At 69.6% G+C, this 19,531-nt stretch carries 10 protein-coding genes and 3 pseudogenes; 4 read left to right on the top strand and 9 right to left on the bottom strand.

The features are described from left to right. Together ADBZ5N_RS09245 and ADBZ5N_RS09250 are read left to right on the top strand one after the other, a co-directional pair. A pseudogene (locus tag ADBZ5N_RS09245) lies at positions 1-250 on the top strand (hypothetical protein); the annotation flags it as partial. A 150-nt stretch (positions 251-400) separates the two neighbouring features. Next, the gene (locus ADBZ5N_RS09250) at positions 401-2,014 is read left to right on the top strand and encodes an N-acetylmuramoyl-L-alanine amidase (RefSeq protein WP_526257194.1); all 1,614 of its coding nucleotides are present in this window, start codon (positions 401-403) and stop codon (positions 2,012-2,014) included. A gap of 71 nt (positions 2,015-2,085) precedes the next feature. On the opposite strand, the pseudogene ADBZ5N_RS09255 reads toward ADBZ5N_RS09250, so the two are convergent. From ADBZ5N_RS09255 to ADBZ5N_RS09265, 3 genes and pseudogenes are all read right to left on the bottom strand, one after another. Next, positions 2,086-2,634 (bottom strand): annotated as a pseudogene (locus ADBZ5N_RS09255) (type VII secretion AAA-ATPase EccA); the annotation flags it as partial. After that, positions 2,632-2,736, bottom strand: a pseudogene (locus ADBZ5N_RS09260) (hypothetical protein); the annotation flags it as partial. The pseudogenes ADBZ5N_RS09255 and ADBZ5N_RS09260, both read right to left, overlap by 3 nt. Before the next feature lie 16 nt (positions 2,737-2,752). Beyond that, the gene (locus ADBZ5N_RS09265) at positions 2,753-3,070 is read right to left on the bottom strand and encodes a DUF2710 family protein (RefSeq protein ID WP_526257195.1); all 318 of its coding nucleotides are present in this window, start codon (positions 3,068-3,070) and stop codon (positions 2,753-2,755) included. 502 nt (positions 3,071-3,572) lie between these two features. Between ADBZ5N_RS09265 and ADBZ5N_RS09270 the strand changes: the two genes are divergently transcribed. After that, complete coding sequence (locus ADBZ5N_RS09270) at positions 3,573-4,427, top strand: LLM class F420-dependent oxidoreductase (RefSeq protein ID WP_526257196.1); 855 nt, start codon at positions 3,573-3,575, stop codon at positions 4,425-4,427. A gap of 85 nt (positions 4,428-4,512) precedes the next feature. Here ADBZ5N_RS09270 and ADBZ5N_RS09275 read toward each other — a convergent pair whose 3' ends face one another. The 3 genes from ADBZ5N_RS09275 to gltB all read right to left on the bottom strand — a co-directional run bounded on the left by ADBZ5N_RS09275 (position 4,513) and on the right by gltB (position 10,860). Continuing rightward, the gene (locus ADBZ5N_RS09275; RefSeq protein ID WP_526257197.1) at positions 4,513-4,668 is read right to left on the bottom strand and encodes a hypothetical protein; all 156 of its coding nucleotides are present in this window, start codon (positions 4,666-4,668) and stop codon (positions 4,513-4,515) included. 143 nt (positions 4,669-4,811) lie between these two features. Beyond that, the gene (gene gltD, locus ADBZ5N_RS09280; protein WP_526257198.1) at positions 4,812-6,263 is read right to left on the bottom strand and encodes a glutamate synthase small subunit; all 1,452 of its coding nucleotides are present in this window, start codon (positions 6,261-6,263) and stop codon (positions 4,812-4,814) included. Beyond that, positions 6,256-10,860, bottom strand: coding sequence for a glutamate synthase large subunit (gltB, locus tag ADBZ5N_RS09285; protein ID WP_526257199.1), 4,605 nt, complete (start codon positions 10,858-10,860; stop codon positions 6,256-6,258). Before gltB ends, gltD begins: the two co-directional genes overlap by 8 nt. A 356-nt stretch (positions 10,861-11,216) precedes the next feature. Between gltB and aqpZ the strand changes: the two genes are divergently transcribed. After that, complete coding sequence (aqpZ, locus tag ADBZ5N_RS09290; protein WP_526257200.1) at positions 11,217-11,990, top strand: aquaporin Z; 774 nt, start codon at positions 11,217-11,219, stop codon at positions 11,988-11,990. Between the two features lie 18 nt (positions 11,991-12,008). Here aqpZ and ADBZ5N_RS09295 read toward each other — a convergent pair whose 3' ends face one another. From ADBZ5N_RS09295 to ADBZ5N_RS09305, 3 genes are all read right to left on the bottom strand, one after another. Further along, on the bottom strand, positions 12,009-12,899 hold the full coding sequence (locus ADBZ5N_RS09295) for a DNA-3-methyladenine glycosylase family protein (RefSeq protein WP_526257201.1): 891 nt from the start codon (positions 12,897-12,899) through the stop codon (positions 12,009-12,011). Between the two features lie 2 nt (positions 12,900-12,901). Beyond that, positions 12,902-14,272 (bottom strand): NAD(P)/FAD-dependent oxidoreductase, encoded by a 1,371-nt coding sequence (locus ADBZ5N_RS09300; RefSeq protein ID WP_526257202.1) that lies wholly within the window; start codon positions 14,270-14,272, stop codon positions 12,902-12,904. Positions 14,273-14,364: 92 nt separating this feature from the next. Beyond that, on the bottom strand, positions 14,365-19,531 hold a 5,167-nt coding region (locus tag ADBZ5N_RS09305; protein WP_526257203.1), incomplete at its 5' end, for a PE family protein.

The following is a 19,531-nucleotide window of genomic DNA, read 5'->3' on the forward strand; positions in this document are numbered from 1 at the left end:
GTACCCCATCCTGGGTGATCCGGCGATCGGACTGCCCGTTGCGCCCGCGCCGGCCTCGGGAGGCATCATCGGCGACCTGAGCAGCGCGGCCAATCAGCTCGGCGTCGGCCAGGCCATCGACTTACTCAAGGGCGTCGTTGTGCCGGGCCTGCAACAGGCCATCCAGAACGCAGGACCGGCCGCCGCTGCTGCGCCCGCGGCCGCTGCACCTGCGGTCGAAGCAGCCGGGGCCATCCCGCCGATCGGCTGAGACGACTCGGGAGGACTTGCACCCAAACGGCACCGCAGGTGAGGCACCTGCGGTGCCGTTGCATGCTCATAAGTCACAGCCGGCTCAATAGTTGCCAATTGTCCGTGTCGTAACGCTGGCACCAGACAGCACATACGTAACATCACCGCTGTGCCGTCCCGCCCAGCGCCGACGATTCTGTACACCGCAATCGCGGCGACAGTGATCGTCGCTCCGCTGGCGATCAACGGAGTGCCGGATTTCGGCCGCGACCCCGTCCGCGCCGAGGACACCGTTCTGGTACATCAGCCCCTGACCGGCGTCGGCGGCGGCGAGACGATCCGCGAGATCAGTCAGGACACACCATTTTCAATGGTCGCGCTGACCGGGTCGGACCTGACCGGAACCACCGCACGGGTGCGGGCCAAGCAACGCGACCGATCGTGGGGACCCTGGTACGACAGCCACGCCATGCACGTCGCCGATCAACACGGCGGCGGAGTGCGCGGCCATGACCCGATCTACGTCGGAGAGACGACGGCCGTGCAGATTGCGGTCACCCGTCCGGAGAATGCAGCGGTCACCACCGCGCCACCGGACAGTGGCCTGGACGCCGGCCGGGACCTGGGCTACGTGCCGGCCAATGCCGAGCACTCCCTGGCGCAGAACTTGTCGGCGGTGCTGATCTCCCCGCCGAAGGCTCCCGTCGAACGGCAATGGACGCCTCCCACCGCAACCCTGGGCCCGGGGCAGCCGCCGAACATCATCAGCCGGGCCGACTGGGGGGCAGGGTCCGGAATGCGCTGCGGCGGACCGCTGTACGGACCCGGATTGCGAGCGGCCGTGGTGCACCACACGGCCACCGGGAACAACTACGCCCCCGAGGACTCCGCAGCCATCATGCGGTCGATCTACGCCTACCACACCATGACCCTGGGGTGGTGCGACATCGCCTACAACGCCCTGGTGGACAAGTACGGACAGGTCTTCGAAGGCCGCGCCGGCGGAATCACCAAGGACGTCATGGGTTCTCACACCGGCGGCTTCAACCAGGACGTATGGGGGGTGTCGCTGATCGGCGACTTCGAAGACGAAGCGCCGTCGGACATCATGGTCAAGACAGCAGGCCGACTGATCGGCTGGCGGTTGAGCCTGGACAAAGTGGACCCGAAGGGCAACGTCAAACTGATGTCCGCCGGCGGGGCCCACACCGTGGTCCCCGGCGGGCAGGTGGTCACACTGCCGGATATCTTCGCCCACCGCGACGTGGGCAACACCGAGTGTCCGGGTGACGCCGCCTACGGCCTCCTCGATGAAATCCGCAGGCTGGCAGCAGCTTTCAACGGTCCACCCGACGTCACCGAGTCGCTGCAGGGTGGGGCGATCCTAGCGCGCTGGGAAGCCGACGGCGGCGAGAAGAATGCGCTGGGCAAGCCCACCTCGCTGGAGGCTGCTGCCGACGGCACCGCCCGGTACGCGACCTTCGAGCGCGGCGCGATGTACTGGTCGCCGGAAACCGGTGCTCAACCGCTGACCGGTGCCATCTACACCGCCTGGGCCTCGCTGGGCTACGAGCGCGGTGCCCTGGGCCTGCCGACCAGCGGCGAGATCGCCGAACCGGAATGGATCGTGCAGAACTTCCAGCACGGAACTTTGAACTTCGACCGGGCGACGCGCAATGTGGTGCGCGTCATCGACGGCGTGTCGCTGGTGCTTCCGCCGCCACCGGTGGATGGGCCGCCCACCCAATTGGAGAGGTTCAGCCGGGTCCAGGCCGGCGGGTAGCACCGAGCGTGCGGGCTATGCCGCTGTATTCCGCTAAATCGCTGCACAGGAGGCACATTCGTGTGCTCGCTTCACAGTATGATTGGGACGTGCTTCTCCGCGCAGGCATCGGCCACTGCGGCAATGATGTCCTGGGTTCGCAGGGTCTTCAGGTCGGCGACGGTGACCGACTCGCTGTCGGTGCGGTTTTGCGCTGCGACCCGTGAATCCCGGAGCCTTTCAGCACGTTCCACGATGTTGCGGGCGAACCGGCCGTTCTGCATGAGGTCGATGCCGTGCACTCCGTCGGGGGCGATATAGCCGCGTAGCTGTCGGCAGGCGACGTTGAGTGCCTCCCGGGCCTGGGTGTCCAGCACCGTGGCGCGCGGACCCCCGTAACGGACCGCGATCTCGACCAGATCTTCAGGGCTATAGGACTCGAACCGAAGTTTGCGATTGAAACGTCCTGCCAGACCGGGGTTTACCTTCAAGAAGTCGTCGACTTCCCGTTCATAACCGGCACCGATGAAGCAGAAGTCGAAGCGGTGCAACTCAAGGGCGACCAGGAGCTGGTTGACCGCTTCCATTCCGATCATGTCGGGCCGGCCGTCGTGGTGGCGTTCCACGAGCGAGTAAAACTCATGGCGCATCCGTACTGAGAAACGGGTAATCGCCGCGCGCAGTCTGCGGTTGTAGAAGACATGACCAGAGGTCTGGTCCCTGTTGGAGAGGTTCAGTGGCATGGGCGTCGTCCCCGGTTCATCCGAGCTCGCCCCCGTACCGGGCCTGATAGTCCTCCTCGACCTCAGCCCTAAGCGCAGCGAAGGCGGTATTCATCCGCTCCGCCAACTCCACATGCGTGTAGTGGGTTGTCACCGCGGGGTGCAGAACGAGGTCGACAAGTTTGCCATCGGAGTCCGCGACGGCCCGAATATCGCCCATATCGACGCTGTAGGTGACCGTTTCCGCCTCGGCGACGAGCGCTTCCCACCGATCGGCCGCCTCGGCGAGATCACGCAGCACCGCGTCCACGATCTCCCTGTCGCTAAGCCCCGAAGCGCCGGGCTGCTCTTGCATCGGAACAGTATGATCATGGCTTTCTAGCTGCGTCAATTCACCCCCAGATCGGGAAGCGGGGCCCGTGCCGGTTCGGTGTCGAGCAACCTCGGCGCAGACCTCTCCGCGGTCGCTCGGAGGGCCCGGTGATCTCGCCCCCGTCGCCCATCGGGACCCGTGAGACGGCCGGCCGCGGCGGGCAACGGGGATAAGCTCAGTTATTTGCTGATTCACATAACTTGTCTGAGGTTTGTGAGGTCAGGCCGGGTGGGAAAGCTTCAGCCACGTACAGCACCATCTCCATCCAGCAACGGCAACTCACCCATGTGGGGATCGCTCTGCTGTTCGCCATGGCCGCCATCACGTCGCCTACCAGTTACGGACCGACGACCCGCCTACTGCGGCGAGTCGGGGCGCGCTCATCTGCCGGATCGCGATGCGCCGGCGCCGGCCGCATCCGGCCCCACCCGCCGCGGCGGGTAATGGTGGCAGTCCGCTAGAGCTCGCCCCTAGGCTTACGGGGGTGCGATTCGCCTTCAAGACCGCCACGCAGAACACCCCGTGGGCCGACATGCTGGCGGTCTGGCGGGCCGCTGACGAGATCGAGGTCTACGAGTCCGGCTGGACGTTCGACCACTTCTACCCGATCTTCTCCGATCCGACCGGGCCGTGCCTGGAGGGTTGGACCACGCTGACCGCGCTGGCCCAGGCCACCTCCCGGCTGCGGCTGGGCACGCTGGTGACGGGAATTCATCACCGGCATCCCGCCGTGCTCGCGAATATGGCGGCCGCGTTGGACATCATCTCCGGAGGACGCTTGGAACTGGGTATCGGCGCGGGCTGGAACGAAGAAGAATCCGCCGCCTACGGCATCGAATTGGGCACGCTAACAGAGCGATTCGACCGGTTCGAGGAAGCCTGCCAAGTGCTCATCGGACTGCTGAGCCAGGAGACCTTCGACTTCGACGGTGAGTACTTCTCGCTCATCGCGGCGCGCAATGCGCCCAAGGGCCCGCAGCAACCGCACCCGCCGATCTGCATCGGCGGCAACGGGGAGAAGCGCACGTTGCGCATCACCGCGAAGTACGCCCAGCACTGGAACTTCGTCGGCGGTACGCCGGCGGAATTCGCCCGCAAGCGCGACGTGCTGAAAGCCCACTGCGCCGCTGTCGGCCGCAATCCAAAGGAGATCATGCTCTCCGCGCACATTCGGCTCGCTCCGGAGCGGGGCTATCGCGGGGTCATCGAGGACGCCATCGCGCTAGGCGCCGAGGGGTTGGATCTGGCGATCGTGTACCTGCCGCTGCCCTATGACCCATCGGTCATGGAGCCACTGGCCGAGGCGATCCGGGACTCGGGGCTCTGGCGGCCGACCTAGCAGTTAGGGGCGGGCAGTGCATCGAGTCTGCGCCTAGATCGGCACTTCGACCGAAAACGCGATCTGGACGCAGAATTGATGAGGCTCAGAACCCGTAGCGCATCAATTCGTCGGGGGTGACGAGGCGTTCATGCCTGGCGGGGAACTCCCGGCTTTTCACCGGATGCGCCAGCAGGGACCAGGCGATCCGGCCGACACGGGTCCGCAGTAGCGGCGTCGAGATGGGATTATTGTGATACACGCGGATCTCTCCTGCGGTCGACAGCATTGGCAACCCGGGGAGCACGTTACCGCGCCCTCCCCACCTGAGCAATTAGAGCCTCTTTACGCGCGACAGCGACGTCGACACGCCGCACAACGCTGTTACTAATGTGACGGAAGTTACTAACGTTGCGGTGCGGCGGACGGCGAAATCGGCGCCGGGAGCGCTGAGTGACCCATCAGATAGCGATCCACACCGGCGGCCGCGGCGCGTCCCTCGGCGATCGCCCAGACGATCAACGACTGCCCGCGGCCCATATCGCCGGCGACGAAGACCCCGGGCACCGAGGTCTCGAAGTCCGCATTACGGGCGACGTTGCCGCGATCGGTGAGGTCGACGCCGAGGTCGGTGAGCAGGCCGGGCTTCTCCGCCCCGACGAAGCCCATGGCGAGGAACACGATGTCCGATTCAAGCTCGAAGTCGCTGCCCGCGACCTTCTCGAACCTGCCGTCTTTCATCACGACCTCATGCGCGCGTAGGCCGGTGACCTTGCCATCGGCGCCCAGGAAACGTTCGGTGTTCACCGAGAACACCCGTTCGCCACCCTCCTCATGCGCCGAGGACACCCGGTACTGAAGCGGGTAGGTCGGCCACGGGGTGGAGTCGGCCCGCTCCTCCGGCGGGCGCGGCATGATCTCGAACTGGTGCACGCTGGCCGCGCCCTGGCGGTGCGCGGTGCCCAGGCAGTCCGCCCCGGTGTCGCCGCCGCCGATGATGATCACGCGCTTACCCTTAGCGGTGATCGGGGTGTCGTCCAGATCGCCGACGGCCACCTTGTTGGCCCACGGCAGATATTCCATAGCCTGATAGATGCCCTCGAACTGCCGGCCCGGGATGGGCAGGTCACGCCAGTCGGTGGCGCCGCCGGCCAGCACGACGGCGTCGAAACGCTCGCGCAGTTCCTCGGCGGTGACGTCCACTCCGACGTTGACACCGGCCTCGAACTTGGTGCCCTCAGCCCGCATCTGCTCCAGGCGCCGGTCGATGTGGCGCTTCTCCATCTTGAATTCCGGGATGCCGTAGCGCAGCAGCCCGCCGATGCGGTCGGCGCGCTCGAATACCGTCACGTCGTGGCCGGCGCGGGTCAACTGCTGGGCGGCGGCCAGACCGGCCGGACCGGAGCCGACGACAGCCACCGACTTGCCCGTCACCAGGTGCGGCCGGGCCGGCTTCACCCAGCCCTCGTCCCAGGCGTTGTCGATGATCTCGACCTCGACCTGCTTGATGGTCACCGGATCGGCGTTGATACCCAGCACGCAGGACGCCTCACACGGCGCCGGGCACAGCCGACCGGTGAACTCCGGGAAGTTGTTGGTGGCATGCAGCCGCTCGATCGCGTCTCTCCACCGATCCTGGTAGACCAGGTCGTTCCACTCCGGGATGAGATTACCCAGCGGGCAGCCGTTGTGGCAGAACGGGATTCCGCAGTCCATGCAGCGGGCGGCCTGATGCTGCAAGGCCTCATGGTCGAAGTCCTCATAGACCTCGTTCCAGTCGCGCAGACGCAGTGGAACGGGCCGCCGCTTGGGTGTCTCGCGGCGCGGGTACTTCATGAAGCCACTGGGATCAGCCACGGGAGGCCCCCATGATCGCCTCGTCCACATCGGCGCCGGTTCGCTCCGCCTCGGCGATCGCCTCAAGAACACGCTTGTAATCGCGTGGCATCACCTTCACGAAATCCCCTGCCTGTCGTGGCCAATCGGCCAGAATGCGTTGCGCCACAGCCGAGTCAGTGGCATCGCGGTGTGCCACCAGGATTCCGTGCAGCCACTCGAGGTCGTCGTCGCCGAGACCCTCGAGGTCCACCATCTCGCTGTTGAGGTTGGCCGGCAACTGTCCCTGCGGGTCGTAGACGAACGCGATCCCGCCGGACATGCCGGCGGCGAAGTTGCGTCCGGTCGACCCCAGGATCACCACCCGGCCGCCGGTCATGTATTCGCAGCCGTGGTCGCCCACGCCCTCGACCACCGCGTGCGCGCCGGAGTTGCGCACCGCGAACCGCTCCCCCACCGTCCCGCGGATGAACGCCTCACCGCTGGTGGCACCGAAGAGGATCACGTTGCCGCCGATGATGTTGTCCTCGGCCACATAACCTTGCGGTGCGTCGTCGGAGGGACGCAGCACGATCCGCCCGCCGGACAGGCCCTTGCCGACATAGTCGTTGGCGTCGCCGTAGACCCGCAGTGTGATGCCGCGCGGCACGAACGCACCGAAACTGTTGCCGGCCGAGCCTTCGAACGTGATGTCGATGGTGCCGTCGGGCAGACCGTCCCCGCCGTGGGCCTTGGTCACCTCATGTCCGAGCATGGTGCCCACGGTCCGGTTGGTGTTGGAGATCTTCATCGAGAAGCAGACCGGCCTACCCGAATCCAGCGCTTCGCGACTCTGCGCGATCAACTGCTGATCGAGTGCCTTGTCCAGTCCGTGGTCCTGGCGGGAACTGCAGTACAGATCCTGGTTCATGAACGCCGAGTTCGGCTCATGCAGAACCGGGGCCAGATCCAGCTTGTGGGCCTTCCAGTGCGCGGCCGCGCGACTGGTGTCCAGCGCACTGACCTGGCCGACCATCTCGTTGACGGTGCGGAAGCCCAGCTTGGCCATGAACTCGCGAACCTCTTCGGCGATGAACAGGAAGAAATTCTCGACGAATTCCGGCTGGCCGGTGAAGCGTTCGCGCAGCACCGGGTTCTGGGTGGCCACCCCGACCGGACAGGTGTCAAGGTGGCAGACCCGCATCATGATGCAGCCCGACACCACCAGAGGCGCGGTGGCGAAACCGAACTCCTCGGCACCCAGCAGGGCGGCGATGACCACGTCGCGGCCGGTCTTGAGTTGGCCGTCGACCTGCACGACGATCCGGTCGCGAAGTCCGTTGAGCAGCAGGGTCTGCTGGGTCTCGGCCAGGCCGAGTTCCCATGGCGCGCCGGCGTGCTTCATCGACGTCAGCGGCGTCGCGCCGGTGCCGCCGTCGTGCCCGGAGATCAGCACCACGTCGGCGTGCGCCTTGGACACCCCCGCCGCGACGGTGCCAACCCCGTTCTCGCTCACCAGTTTCACGTGAATCCGAGCCGACGGGTTGGCGTTCTTCAGGTCGTAGATCAGCTGCGCCAGGTCCTCGATCGAGTAGATGTCGTGGTGCGGCGGCGGTGAGATCAGGCCTACACCGGGTGTGGAGTGGCGCACCTCAGCCACCCACGGGTAGACCTTGTGGCCCGGAAGCTGGCCGCCCTCACCGGGTTTGGCTCCCTGAGCCATCTTGATCTGGATGTCGGTGCAGTTGGTCAGGTAGTTGCTGGTCACGCCGAACCGCCCGGAGGCGACCTGCTTGATGGCACTGCGGCGCCAGTCGCCGTTGGGATCGCGCTCGAAGCGGCTGACGGCTTCACCACCCTCGCCCGAATTCGACCGCCCACCAAGACGGTTCATCGCGATGGCCAGCGTCTCGTGGGCCTCAGCGGAGATGGAGCCGTAGCTCATCGCGCCGGTGGAGAATCGCTTGACGATCTCGCCGGCCGATTCGACCTCCTCGATCGGCACCGGCGGGCGGACACCCTCCTTGAACTTCAGCAGGCCGCGCAACGAGGCGATGCGCTCACTCTGGTTGTCGATGAGCTCGGTGTACTCCTTGAATATCGAGTACTGCCCGGTACGAGTTGAGTGTTGGAGTTTAAAAACCGTGTCCGGGTTGAACAGGTGGTATTCGCCCTCGCGGCGCCACTGGTACTCCCCGCCGACCTCCAGTTCACGGTGCGCACGCTCGTCGGGCCGGTCCAGGTAGGCCAGTTGGTGACGGGCGGCGACGTCGGCGGCGATGTCGTCGAGGTCGATCCCGCCGACCGGGCAGGCCAGGCCGGTGAAGTATTCGTCGAGCACCTTCTGCGAGATGCCGATCGCCTGGAACAGTTGCGCGCCGGTGTAGGAGGCCACCGTGGAGATGCCCATCTTCGACATCACCTTCAACACGCCCTTGCCGGCGGCCTTGATGTAGTTGTTCAGCGCCTTGTCGCGGTCGATCCCGTCGATCACACCGCGGTCGATCATGTCGCTGATCGACTCGAAGGCCATGTAGGGGTTGATCGCCCCGGCCCCGAAGCCGATCAGCATCGCCATGTGGTGCACCTCGCGGGCGTCCCCGGATTCGACCACCAAGCCGACCTGGGTGCGGGTGCGCTGGCGCACCAGGTGGTGGTGCACGGCGGCCACCGAGAGCAGCGATGGGATCGGCGCCATGGTCATGCTCGACTCGCGGTCGCTCAAGATCAGGATCCGCGCACCGCCGGCGATCGCCTTGGAGGCCTCGGCCCGGATGTCGTCGAGGGCGCGACGCAACCCGGCCCCGCCCTTGGCGACGGGGTAGAGGCAGCTGATGATGGCCGCGCGCATTCCGTGCCGGTGGCCGTTCACCTCATCGTCGGGGTCGAGGTTGACCAGTTTGGCCAGTTCGTGATTACGCAGAATCGGATGCGGCAGCAGGATCTGGTGGCACGACTCGGGGGTCGGGTTGAGCAGGTCGGCCTCCGGGCCGAGAGTGGCCTGCAGGCTGGTGACGACCTCCTCACGGATGGCGTCCAGTGGCGGGTTGGTCACCTGGGCGAACAACTGCTGGAAGTAGTCGTAGAGCATGCGCGGCCGCGACGACAGCACCGCGATCGGGGTGTCGGTGCCCATCGAGCCGATCGGCTCGGCGCCGGTGCGCGCCATCGGCGCCACCAGGAGGTTGAGCTCCTCGTAGGTGAATCCGAACGCCTGCTGGCGCAACACGACCCGGTGATGCGGCATCCGGATGTAGGGGCCCTGCGGCAGGTCGTCGAGGTGGAACTGCTCGGAGGCCAGCCATTCGGCGTAGGGATGTTCGGCGGCCAGTTCGGCCTTGATCTCCTCGTCGGAGACGATCCGGCCGCGAGCGGTGTCCACCAGGAACATCCGGCCCGGCTGAAGCCGCATCCGCTTGACCACCCGGGCGGGGTCCAGATCGAGCACGCCGGCTTCGGAGGCCATCACCACCAGACCGTCGTCGGTGACCCAGATGCGCGACGGGCGAAGGCCGTTGCGGTCCAGGACCGCGCCGACAACGGTGCCGTCGGAGAAGCACACCGAGGCCGGGCCGTCCCACGGCTCCATGAGCGCGGAGTGGTAGGCGTAGAACGCCCGCCGGGCCGGGTCCATGTCCTCGTTGCGCTCCCAGGCCTCCGGGATCATCATCAGCACCGCATGCGGCAGGCTGCGGCCACCGAGGTGCAGCAGTTCGAGAACCTCGTCGAAGCGGGCACTGTCCGAGGCGCCCGGCGTGCAGACCGGGAAGATCTTCTCCACGTCGCCACCGAAGGCGTCCGGAGAGATCAGCGCCTCACGCGCGCGCATCCAGTTCTCGTTGCCGGTGACGGTGTTGATCTCGCCGTTGTGGGCGATCCGGCGGAACGGGTGCGCCAGCGGCCAGGACGGGAAGGTGTTGGTTGAGAACCGCGAGTGCACGATGCCCAGCGCGCTTTCCATCCGCTCGTCCTGCAGGTCGACGTAAAAGGCTTTGAGCTGCGGGGTGGTCAGCATGCCCTTGTAGATCAGGGTCTTGCCGGAAAGACTTGGGAAATAGACGGTTTCGCGTCCGGGGCCGTCCTGCCCGGGGCCCTTGGTGCCCAGTTCGTGCTCGGCGCGCTTGCGGATCACATACGCCCGGCGCTCCAGTTCCATACCGGAGATGCTCGGGTCCATCCCGTCGCTGCCCTCGCCCCAGCCGATGAAGAGTTGCTTGAACGTCGGCATGGCGTCGCGGGCGAGCGCGCCCAGCGAGGAGTCGTCGGTGGGCACCTCACGCCAGCCGAGCACGGTCAGGCCCTCGGCCTCGACGATCTTCTCCACGCCCTCCACGGCCAAGGCGGCGTCGCGTGCAGACTGCGGCAGGAAGGCGATACCGGTTGCGTACGAACCCTCGTCGGGCAGATCGAAGTCGCAGACGGCGCGCAGAAATGAGTCCGGAACCTGGATCATGATGCCGGCGCCGTCGCCGCTGTGCTGCTCAGCCCCGGCGGCGCCGCGGTGCTCCAGGTTGAGCAGCGCTGTGATGGCGTGATCGACGATGGCGCGACTGCGACGGCCGTGCATGTCGACAACCATCGCGACGCCGCACGCGTCGTGCTCGTAGCTGGGGTTGTAAAGCCCGACACTGGTGGGCATACGCACCTGACCCTTCACATGTCCCGCGGCGGCATGTTGCGACGGGCACGCCGCGCACCGTCGGGGTTCCTCCGTGCGTCGGTGAACGGCGGCCCTGAATTGAAGTGCCGATGCGGGGTCGGCTGACCACTGGCATCGACAGGTACCAAAACGATATGCACGCTGCGACGAATTGCCAACTTAGGGTGTCCTAAATCATTGGGGGGCGCGACGGCCGAGTGCCGACATCTCGATCAGATGGAGATTCAGCAAAACCCGATGCGAACCGGTACCGCTGGGTGAGAAGGTTTGCAGCACTCGTCCGAAAACAATCGTGGCGGACGTTCGAGCAGTGATTAGCGCAGTGAGGAGTCTGGATGACTGCCCCTACGATGTCGCACCGCCTGACGGCGGAGTTCATCGGTACCTTCTGGCTGGTGTTCGGCGGCTGCGGTGCCGCCATCTATGCCGCCAACCCGGCGGGCGACGGTTCGGTCGGGATCGGCTTCCTGGGGGTGTCCCTGGCGTTCGGCCTGACCGTGCTGACCGGCGTGTACGCCTTCGGCGTGATCTCCGGCGGCCATTTCAACCCGGCTGTCACCCTCGGGGCGGCGATCGCCAAGCGGGTCGAGTGGGCCGCGGTGCCGGGCTACTGGCTGGCGCAGGTGCTCGGCGGCTTGGTCGCCGGTGGGCTGCTGTACACGATCGCCAAGGGCCGGCCGAAGTGGAACGCGGTGGGCAACATGGCGGCCAACGGCTACGGCGAGAACTCGCCGTTCCTGTACTCGATGGGTGCGGTGCTGATCGCCGAGGTGCTGCTCACCTTCGTCTTCCTGATGGTGATCCTGGGCTCCACCGATGACCGGGCACCCAAGGGTTTCGCCGGGCTGTCGATCGGGCTGTGCCTGACGCTGATCCACCTGATCTCGATCCCGATCTCCAACACCTCGGTCAACCCGGCCCGCTCCACCGGTGTCGCGTTCTTCAACGCCGCCGGTGCCCCCGGACAGCTGTGGTTGTTCTGGCTGGCTCCGCTGGCCGGGGCGGCACTGGCGGGTGTGCTCTACCCGCTGCTGTTCGGCCGCAAAGAGGAACTGGCCGACCGGCCCGTGCGCGATGCGGCGCTGGAGAGCACGTTCGTCGAGGACTGATCCGCGGCGGGCAAAGTCTCACAATCGGCTGATGCGCTGCACCGGCAGGCGGGGCCCGCGGCGCGGCAGGAGCGCCAGTCGGCTGACCTCCAGCAGTCGGACCACCCGGTAGCGGTGTGGGCGCATGGGCTCCAGAAGTTCCACCATGGCGTCGTCGTCGATGGGACGGCCCAGCAGCGTCCAGCCGATCATGGTCGACAGGTGGTAGTCGCCGACGGAGAGTGCGTCGGCGTCACCGAGGGCACGCTGAGCGGTTTCGGCGGCGGTCCAGACGCCGACCCCGGGCAACGAGGTCAGCGGCTCGCCGGTGGTGATGCGTTCCAGGGCCTGCGCGCGGGTGGCGCAGCCGATGATGGTGCGGGCGCGGCCCGGATCGACGTTGGCGCGGTGAAACTCCCAGGACGGGATGGTTCGCCATACCTGCGCCGGCGGCGGGACCCGCATGCGTTCCGGGGCGGGTCCGGGGGCGGGGCTGCCGTATTTGGTGACCAGCAGCCGCCAGGACCGGAACGAGTCGATGCCCTGGACCCGCTGTTCGAGGACGGCGGGGATGAGCGCCTCGAGCACCCGGCCGGTGCGGCCGATGCGCAGATGCGGGACGCGTTGGCGGGCCAGGGCGACGGTGCGGTGTTGGGGACGGAACCCGGTGGCGTCGTCGTCGGCACCGAGCAGGGCAGGCAGGTTGTCGCAGAATTCGTCGGCCCCCTCGCCCCAGGCCTGGCAGTCCACCGTGTCGGGCGCGGTGCGGGTGATGCGGGCGGTCACCGGGCCGGCGCGCTGCAGGCTGGTGCGCCAGATGACGCCGTCGATGATCTGCAGGCAGGGGTCGCCCGGGCCACGCCGGTGCGGGGCGAGGGTGTGGCCGGGGTTGGCCGGCCCCGGGAATGTCAGGGTGCGGCGGACCGACATCGCTACGGGCGTCCGGTGATTCGGTCGGCCAGGGCCGCGATCGGCGAGGTGGTGGCTCGTCCGCGCGCTTCGTGGCGGTCGGCGAGTTTGTAGGCGGTGTAGAGGCCGCGGACGCCGAGCCAGCGCAGCGGTTCGGGTTCCCAGGTCTTCGAGTGGTGATTCACCCAGGGCATGGCGGTCAGATCGGTTTTGCGTCCCCGCACCAGATCGGCCAGGGTGCGTCCGGCGAGGTTGGTGGCGGTGACGCCGTGGCCGACGTAACCGCCGGCCTCGCCCAGACCGGTGGCCGGGTCGAGGCGGATACCGGCGGTCCAGTCGCGGGGCACGGCGAGCACGCCGCACCAACCGTGCGCGACGGGCACGTCGCGGGTCTGCGGCAGCACGGTGTTCAGCACGCCGGTGAGGTAGTCGATGGTGTCCTGGCCGACGGCGCCGTCGCGGTCGATACCGGAGGCATAGCGGTAGGGCACCGCGCGACCGCCCAGGGCAATGCGGCCGTCGGCGGTGCGCTGGGCGTAGAAGAAGCCGTGCGCCAGATCGCCCAGGGTTTCGCAGTGACGCCAGCCGATCTCATCCCAAACCTGTTGCGGCAGAGGTTCGGTGGCGATCATTGCGCTGTTCATCGGCAGCCACCGGCGACGCAGTCCCGGCATGCGGGCGGTGAAGCCCTCGGTGGCGCGCAGGATCACCGGTGCCCGGAGGGTTCCCTGCGGGGTGACCGCGCGGCCGGGTTCGATGCCGGTGACGGGGGTCTGTTCGTAGACGGTGGCGCCGAGGCGTTCGACGACGTCGGCCAGGCCGCGGGCCAGCTTGGCGGGTTGGATGCGGGCGCAGTGCGGGTTGAATGCGCCGAGGAGGAGGTTATCGACGTCGACGCGTTGGCGTGCTTCGTCGGCGGTGAGTATGTCGACGTCCTCGACCCCCCAGCGGCGGTCGTCGTCGACCTGTGCGCGTAGGCGTCTGGCCTGGGCCGGGCTTCGGGCCACCTCGAGGTTGCCGCCCTTGACGATGTCGGCGTCGATACCTTCGCGGGCAGCGACGCCGATCACCTCGTCGACGGACTCGTTGAGCAGGTGCTGCCAGGCGATCACATTGCCGCGGCCGTGGGTCTTGGCCAGCAGTCCGCGGTGTCCGGGCGGCAGACCGGACAGCCATCCGCCGTTGCGCCCGGAGGCGCCGAAGCCGGCGAAGCGGGCTTCCAGCAGGGTGACTCGCAAGCCGGGGTCGGCTTGTTTGAGGTAGTAGGCGGTCCACAGTCCGGTGTAGCCGGCGCCGACGATGCAGACGTCGGCGTCGCGGTCGCCGGGAAGTCCGGGGCGCGGGGTCGGCAGCTGGGTGTACCAGTGCGCGACCGCGCCGTTGGCCGGGGTCATGGTCGTACCGTACTCAGTTGCGCGGGGGGTCGATACGGTCTGGAACAGACTGGGCCCCCTCCCACCGGGAGGGGGCCCAGTCCGTCAGCCGCTTAGACGAGCGCACCCTGGTTGCCCGGGCTGCCCGGCACCGCGATGGATCCCGCACCGGCGGCGGTGGCACCGCCAGCGGCACCGCCAGCGCCCTGTCCCAGTCCGCCGTCACCACCGTCGCCGCCCAGGGCCTGGGAGTTGGTGCCGTCCGACACCGCACCCCCGCCGGCCCCGCCGGTCCCGCCGCCCGGGTTGCTGGTGCCTGCACCACCCACGCCGCCGTCGCCGGCGTTGGCGATGGACTGCGAACCCTGGGCCCCGGCGTCGCCGCCGGCACCACCGGCACCGGCAGTTCCACCGTTGTCGGTATCGGCGCTGCCGCCAGCGCCACCGAGGCCACCGTTGGCTACCACGTCGGACCCTTCGGCGGATGCGGTACCACCGGCCCCGCCCGCCCCGGCTACGCCGACGTCAGAGGCGCCGCCAGCTCCACCGGCACCACCATTCGCGGTGGTTCCGGCGAGCACCGTGCTACCCGAGCCACCTGCCCCGCCCGCACCGCCGGTTCCTGCGCCGGCGGCGTTGCCACCGTCGCCGCCGGCACCGCCGTCACCGTTGGTTCCGGCCGCGTAGCCGAAGCCCGCACCGCCGTCGCCGCCGTCGCCGTCGGACCCGTCGTCTCCGTCGGTGCCGACACCGCCGCCCGATCCACCGGTGCCGGCTGCACCGCCGACTCCAGCGGTCCCTGCCAGCGCCCCGTCACCGCCGTCGCCACCGTCGGGATTGGAGACCGTTCCGGCACCGCCAGCGCCGCCGTCACCGCCCGAACCGGCGTCACCGCCGTTGCCACCGGTGCCATTGACGCCAGTGCCGGTGATGTTGCCGCCGGCGCCGCCGGCACCGCCAGCCCCGCCGAGCGCACCGTTACCACCGTCGTTGCCGCCTACGGCGCCCGATCCGCCGACCCCGCCGCCGCCGCCGTCACCGCCGGTGCCGCCGAGACCAGCGGTGCCGTCGACCGCGTCACCGCCGGATCCGCCGACGCCGCCGTCACCGCCGGCTGTGCCGTTGTCACCGGAGGCCGGCGCTGCGCTGAAGCCTTCGCCGCCCGATCCACCGGAGCCGCCTTGGCCGCCGTCACCGGCGCCGAGGGCATTGCCGCCCGCCCCGCCGTTACCGCCGAGGCCACCTGCGACCGCGGGATCGATCGAGTCCCAACCGACACCGCCCTGGCCGCCGGCACCACCGTCAGCCGCCTGACCGTCCGCGGCACCGCTGCCACCGGCACCCTCGCTCCCGGCGTCACCACCGGCACCACCAGAGCCACCGTTCGGGGTGCTCGCGTCACCGTCGACACCGTCACCACCGATCCCGGCGGTGCCGGCGTTGCCGCCGATGCCACCGGATCCTGCGGTGCCGGTACCAGTAGCCTCGCCACGCTGACCGCCGTTACCGCCGTCGCCGCTGCCGCCGCCGTTGGAGCCACTCTCGCCTGCCACAACCCCGGAGGCACCGTCGCCGCCGGCACCGCCGTCGCCGCCCTGGCCACCGTTGCCACCGGTTCCGTTGACCGCAGTGCCGCCGTCGCCACCGAGCCCAGCGGAACCGCCGTCGGTCCCGTCTTCAGCCGGATCGTCGGAGCTCCACCCAGCACCACCGTTGCCGCCGTCGCCGCCCGCACCGCCGATGCCCTCTGCGCCACCGGCACCGCCGGTGCCACCGGCACCGCCGACGCCACCGGTCACGCCGGCTTCGGCCGAATCTAGGCCGCTGCCGCCGTCACCGCCGCGACCGCCGTCGGATGCGGTTCCGTCAGCGCCGTCCACGCCGGGTGTGCCATTGACACCGGGATCTCCAGCGTTGCCGCCGACCCCGGCCTCACCGGCGTCGCCACCGGCGCCACCGGATCCGCCGTCGGGGTTGATCTCGTCGCCGCCGGCACCGTCACCGCCGATCCCGCCGGCCCCGGCGTTGCCGCCGTTAGCTCCGTCGCCTGCGGTTCCGTTACCGCCGAGTGCCAGCACGTCCGACACCGCTCCGCCGTCACCGCCGGCACCGCCAACGCCTCCGGAACCGCCCGCACCGCCGGCACCGCCGCCGGCAACACTGACACCGCCGGTGCCACCGTCGCCCGCGTTGCCGCCGAGGCCACCCGCCCCGGCCGTGGCTTCAGCGGTGGCACCACCGGCGCCACCGGCACCACCGTCGCCGCCGTCACCGGCCGCCCCGCCGTCGCCGCCGTCGGGCGAACCGGAGCCTCCGGAACCGCCGAGACCACCGGTTCCGCCGTCACCGCCGGCACCGCCGACGCCCTGGAAGAATGTGGCACCTCCAGTTCCGCCCGCGCCGCCTTCGCCGCCGTCGCCCGCGGCGCCACCGATACCGTCGGGAAGGCTCTCGCCGCCGTCGCCACCGGCACCACCGGAACCACCGGAAGCACCGGCACCGCCTGCATCGAGCGAGTCGCCGCCGCCGCCCCCGGTTCCCCCGGCACCGCCAGTGGTGCCGTCCTCCGCGGTGTCGCCGTCGTAGCCGTCACCGCCGTTGCCGCCGACACCACCGTCGCCACCGTCGCCGAGCAAGCGCGACGTGCCGCCCGCGCCACCGGAACCGCCGGCGCCGCCGGCGCCGCCGGCCGCACCGCTAGTGGTCGAGTCCCAGCCCTCGCCGCCTGCACCCGCGTTGCCGCCGGCGGCGGACTGGAACTTGAAGGTGGCGAGGTCGGCGTTAAGGCCGCCGTCTCCGGCGTTGCCGCCGTCGCCGCCGGCCCCACCGGCCGGGGTGGTGGCGGTGCCGTCGGCACCCTCACCGCCCAATCCGCCGGCGCCCGCATTGCCCCCGAAAGGCTCAAGTCCTCCGCCCAGTGAAACGCCGCTGTTGCCGCCGGTGCCACCGGCACCGCCGTCGGAGCCGTCTCCGAGATTGCCGGTCGCCTGGCCAACCGCGGTGATGTCGCCGCCCGCGCCGTCGCCACCGGCGCCACCGTTACCGCCTTGTCCGGCGTCACCGGAGCTGAAGGCGTTGCCGCCGTCGCCACCGTCACCGCCGATACCACCCGCGACCGCGGGATCGGTCGAGTCCCAACCGGCACCGCCCTGGCCGCCGGCACCGGCGTCAGCCGGCTGCCCGTCCGAACCGTTGGGTGGGCCACCGATACCTTCCAGGCCGGAGTCACCACCGACGCCGCCAGCGCCGGCATTCGGGGTGTCCTCGGTGCCGTCGGCACCATCGCCGCCGTCACCACCGGCCCCGGCGTCCCCACCGGCACCCGCGGCTCCCGAAACCGAGAAGCCGCCGATACCGCCCCAGCCGCCGTAGCCGCCGTCGGAGGCATCGCCGAGATTGCCGGTCGTCTGACCGATGACGGTGATGTCCCCGTCCGCACCCGAACCGCCGGCGCCGCCGTTGCCGCTCTTGCCGCCGTCACCACTGGTGAGGGCGCTGCCGCCAGCACCGCCAAATCCACCGTTACCACCAGCGACCTGCGGGTCGTCGGAGTTCCAGCCAGCACCGCCGGCACCGCCGGCTCCGCCGTCAGCCGCCTGGCCGTCGGCGGCGCCGCTGCCGCCGGCACCCTCAATCCCGCCGTTGCCACCGGCACCGCCCCAACCACCGTCCGGGGTGGTCGCGTTGCCGTCGGCGCCATCGCCGCCGATGCCGCCCGCGCCGGCGTCACCGCCGACACCGCCAGCACCCGTCGCGGAAATTCCGCCCGTACCGCCGTCGCCGCCGGCGCCACCGTTGGACGCATCGCCGAGACTGCCGGCTGCCAGGCCCACGACGGTGATGTCACCGTCCGAGCCCGCACCACCGGCACCGCCGTTGCCGCCCTTGCCGCCGGCACCACTGGTGGGTGCATCGCCGCCAGTGCCGCCGGCACCGCCGACGCCACCGTCAAAGGTGGGATCGTCGGAAATCCAGCCGGCACCGCCATCGCCACCGGCGCCCGCGTCGGCCGCAGCGCCATCGGCGCCGTCGCCAGCACCCCCGGTGCCGCCCAAGCCTTCGGTACCGGCGTCGCCACCGGCACCGCCCGCACCGCCGTCGGCGTTTATGCCACTGTCGCCGGCACCGCCGGCACCGCCGGCACCGCCAGCACCCGCGTCGCCGCCGTCACCGCCAGCACCGTCGGAGCCGACACCGGTCGCGAGGCCTCCGATACCGCCGACACCGCCGTCGCCACCCGTGCCGCCGGCACCACCGTCTTCTCCGGCCGCACCGGAACCACCGGCACCACCGACGCCAGCAGCGCCCCCGACACCGCCGTCACCGGCCGTGCCGTCGACCGCGGACCCGCCAGCGCCACCGCCGCCACCGGCGCCGCCGTCGGTCCCGGCTTCACCGGTCTCATCAGCACCGGAGTAGCCGTCACCACCAGCGCCACCCGCGCCACCGATACCGCCGTCACCGGTGGTCAAAGCGTTGCCGCCAAGGCCGCCGTCACCTCCGACGCCACCGTTGAGTGCGGCGTCGTCAGAGTCCCAGCCGTCGCCACCGGCACCACCGGCACCGCCGTTTGCGGCAGCACCACCGGTCGCCTCGGCGCCGCTGTCACCGCCGGCACCGCCCTGGCCGCCGTCGGGGATGTCCGCAGTGCCCGCACCACCTTGGCCACCGTGACCGCCAAATCCGGCGTCGCCGCCAGCGCCGACTGCACCGTCGGTGCCTGTGCCGGATGCGGTCCCGCCATTACCGCCGAGGCCGCCGTCACCGCCGAGGCCGCCGTCACCGCCGAGGCCGCCGTCACCGCCGATCCCACCGACACCGCCCGCGGCGCCGTCACCGCCAGCACCGCCGTCACCGGCGGGGCCGTTAACCGAGTTGCCACCGACACCGCCCGCACCCCCGGAGCCACCATTACCGGCATCGCCGCCAGCCTGGCCTTCCGCACCGGTGCCACCGTTGCCCGCGGTCCCGCCGTTGGCTCCGGCACCGCCAGCGCCCGCAATGCCAGCACCCTCGGTGGCGTTACCGCCGTTGCCACCGAAGCCGCCGGCGCCACCGTTACCACCGGTGCCGCCGCCGTTTCCGGCCGAACCGTCACCACCGGTGCCGGCGGCACCGCCGAGACCGCCGCCGCCGCCTGTTCCCGCGGTACCCGTCGTCGCATCGCCACCCTGACCGCCAGCGCCTCCGGCGCCGCCGTCGGTGCCCTGAGTCACCAGACCCGATCCGGTCACCCCGTCATAGCCGTCGCCGCCAGCACCGCCTTGACCACCGATGCCG

The organism is Mycobacterium sp., from assembly GCF_044370595.1.
Classification (GTDB): domain Bacteria; phylum Actinomycetota; class Actinomycetes; order Mycobacteriales; family Mycobacteriaceae; genus Mycobacterium.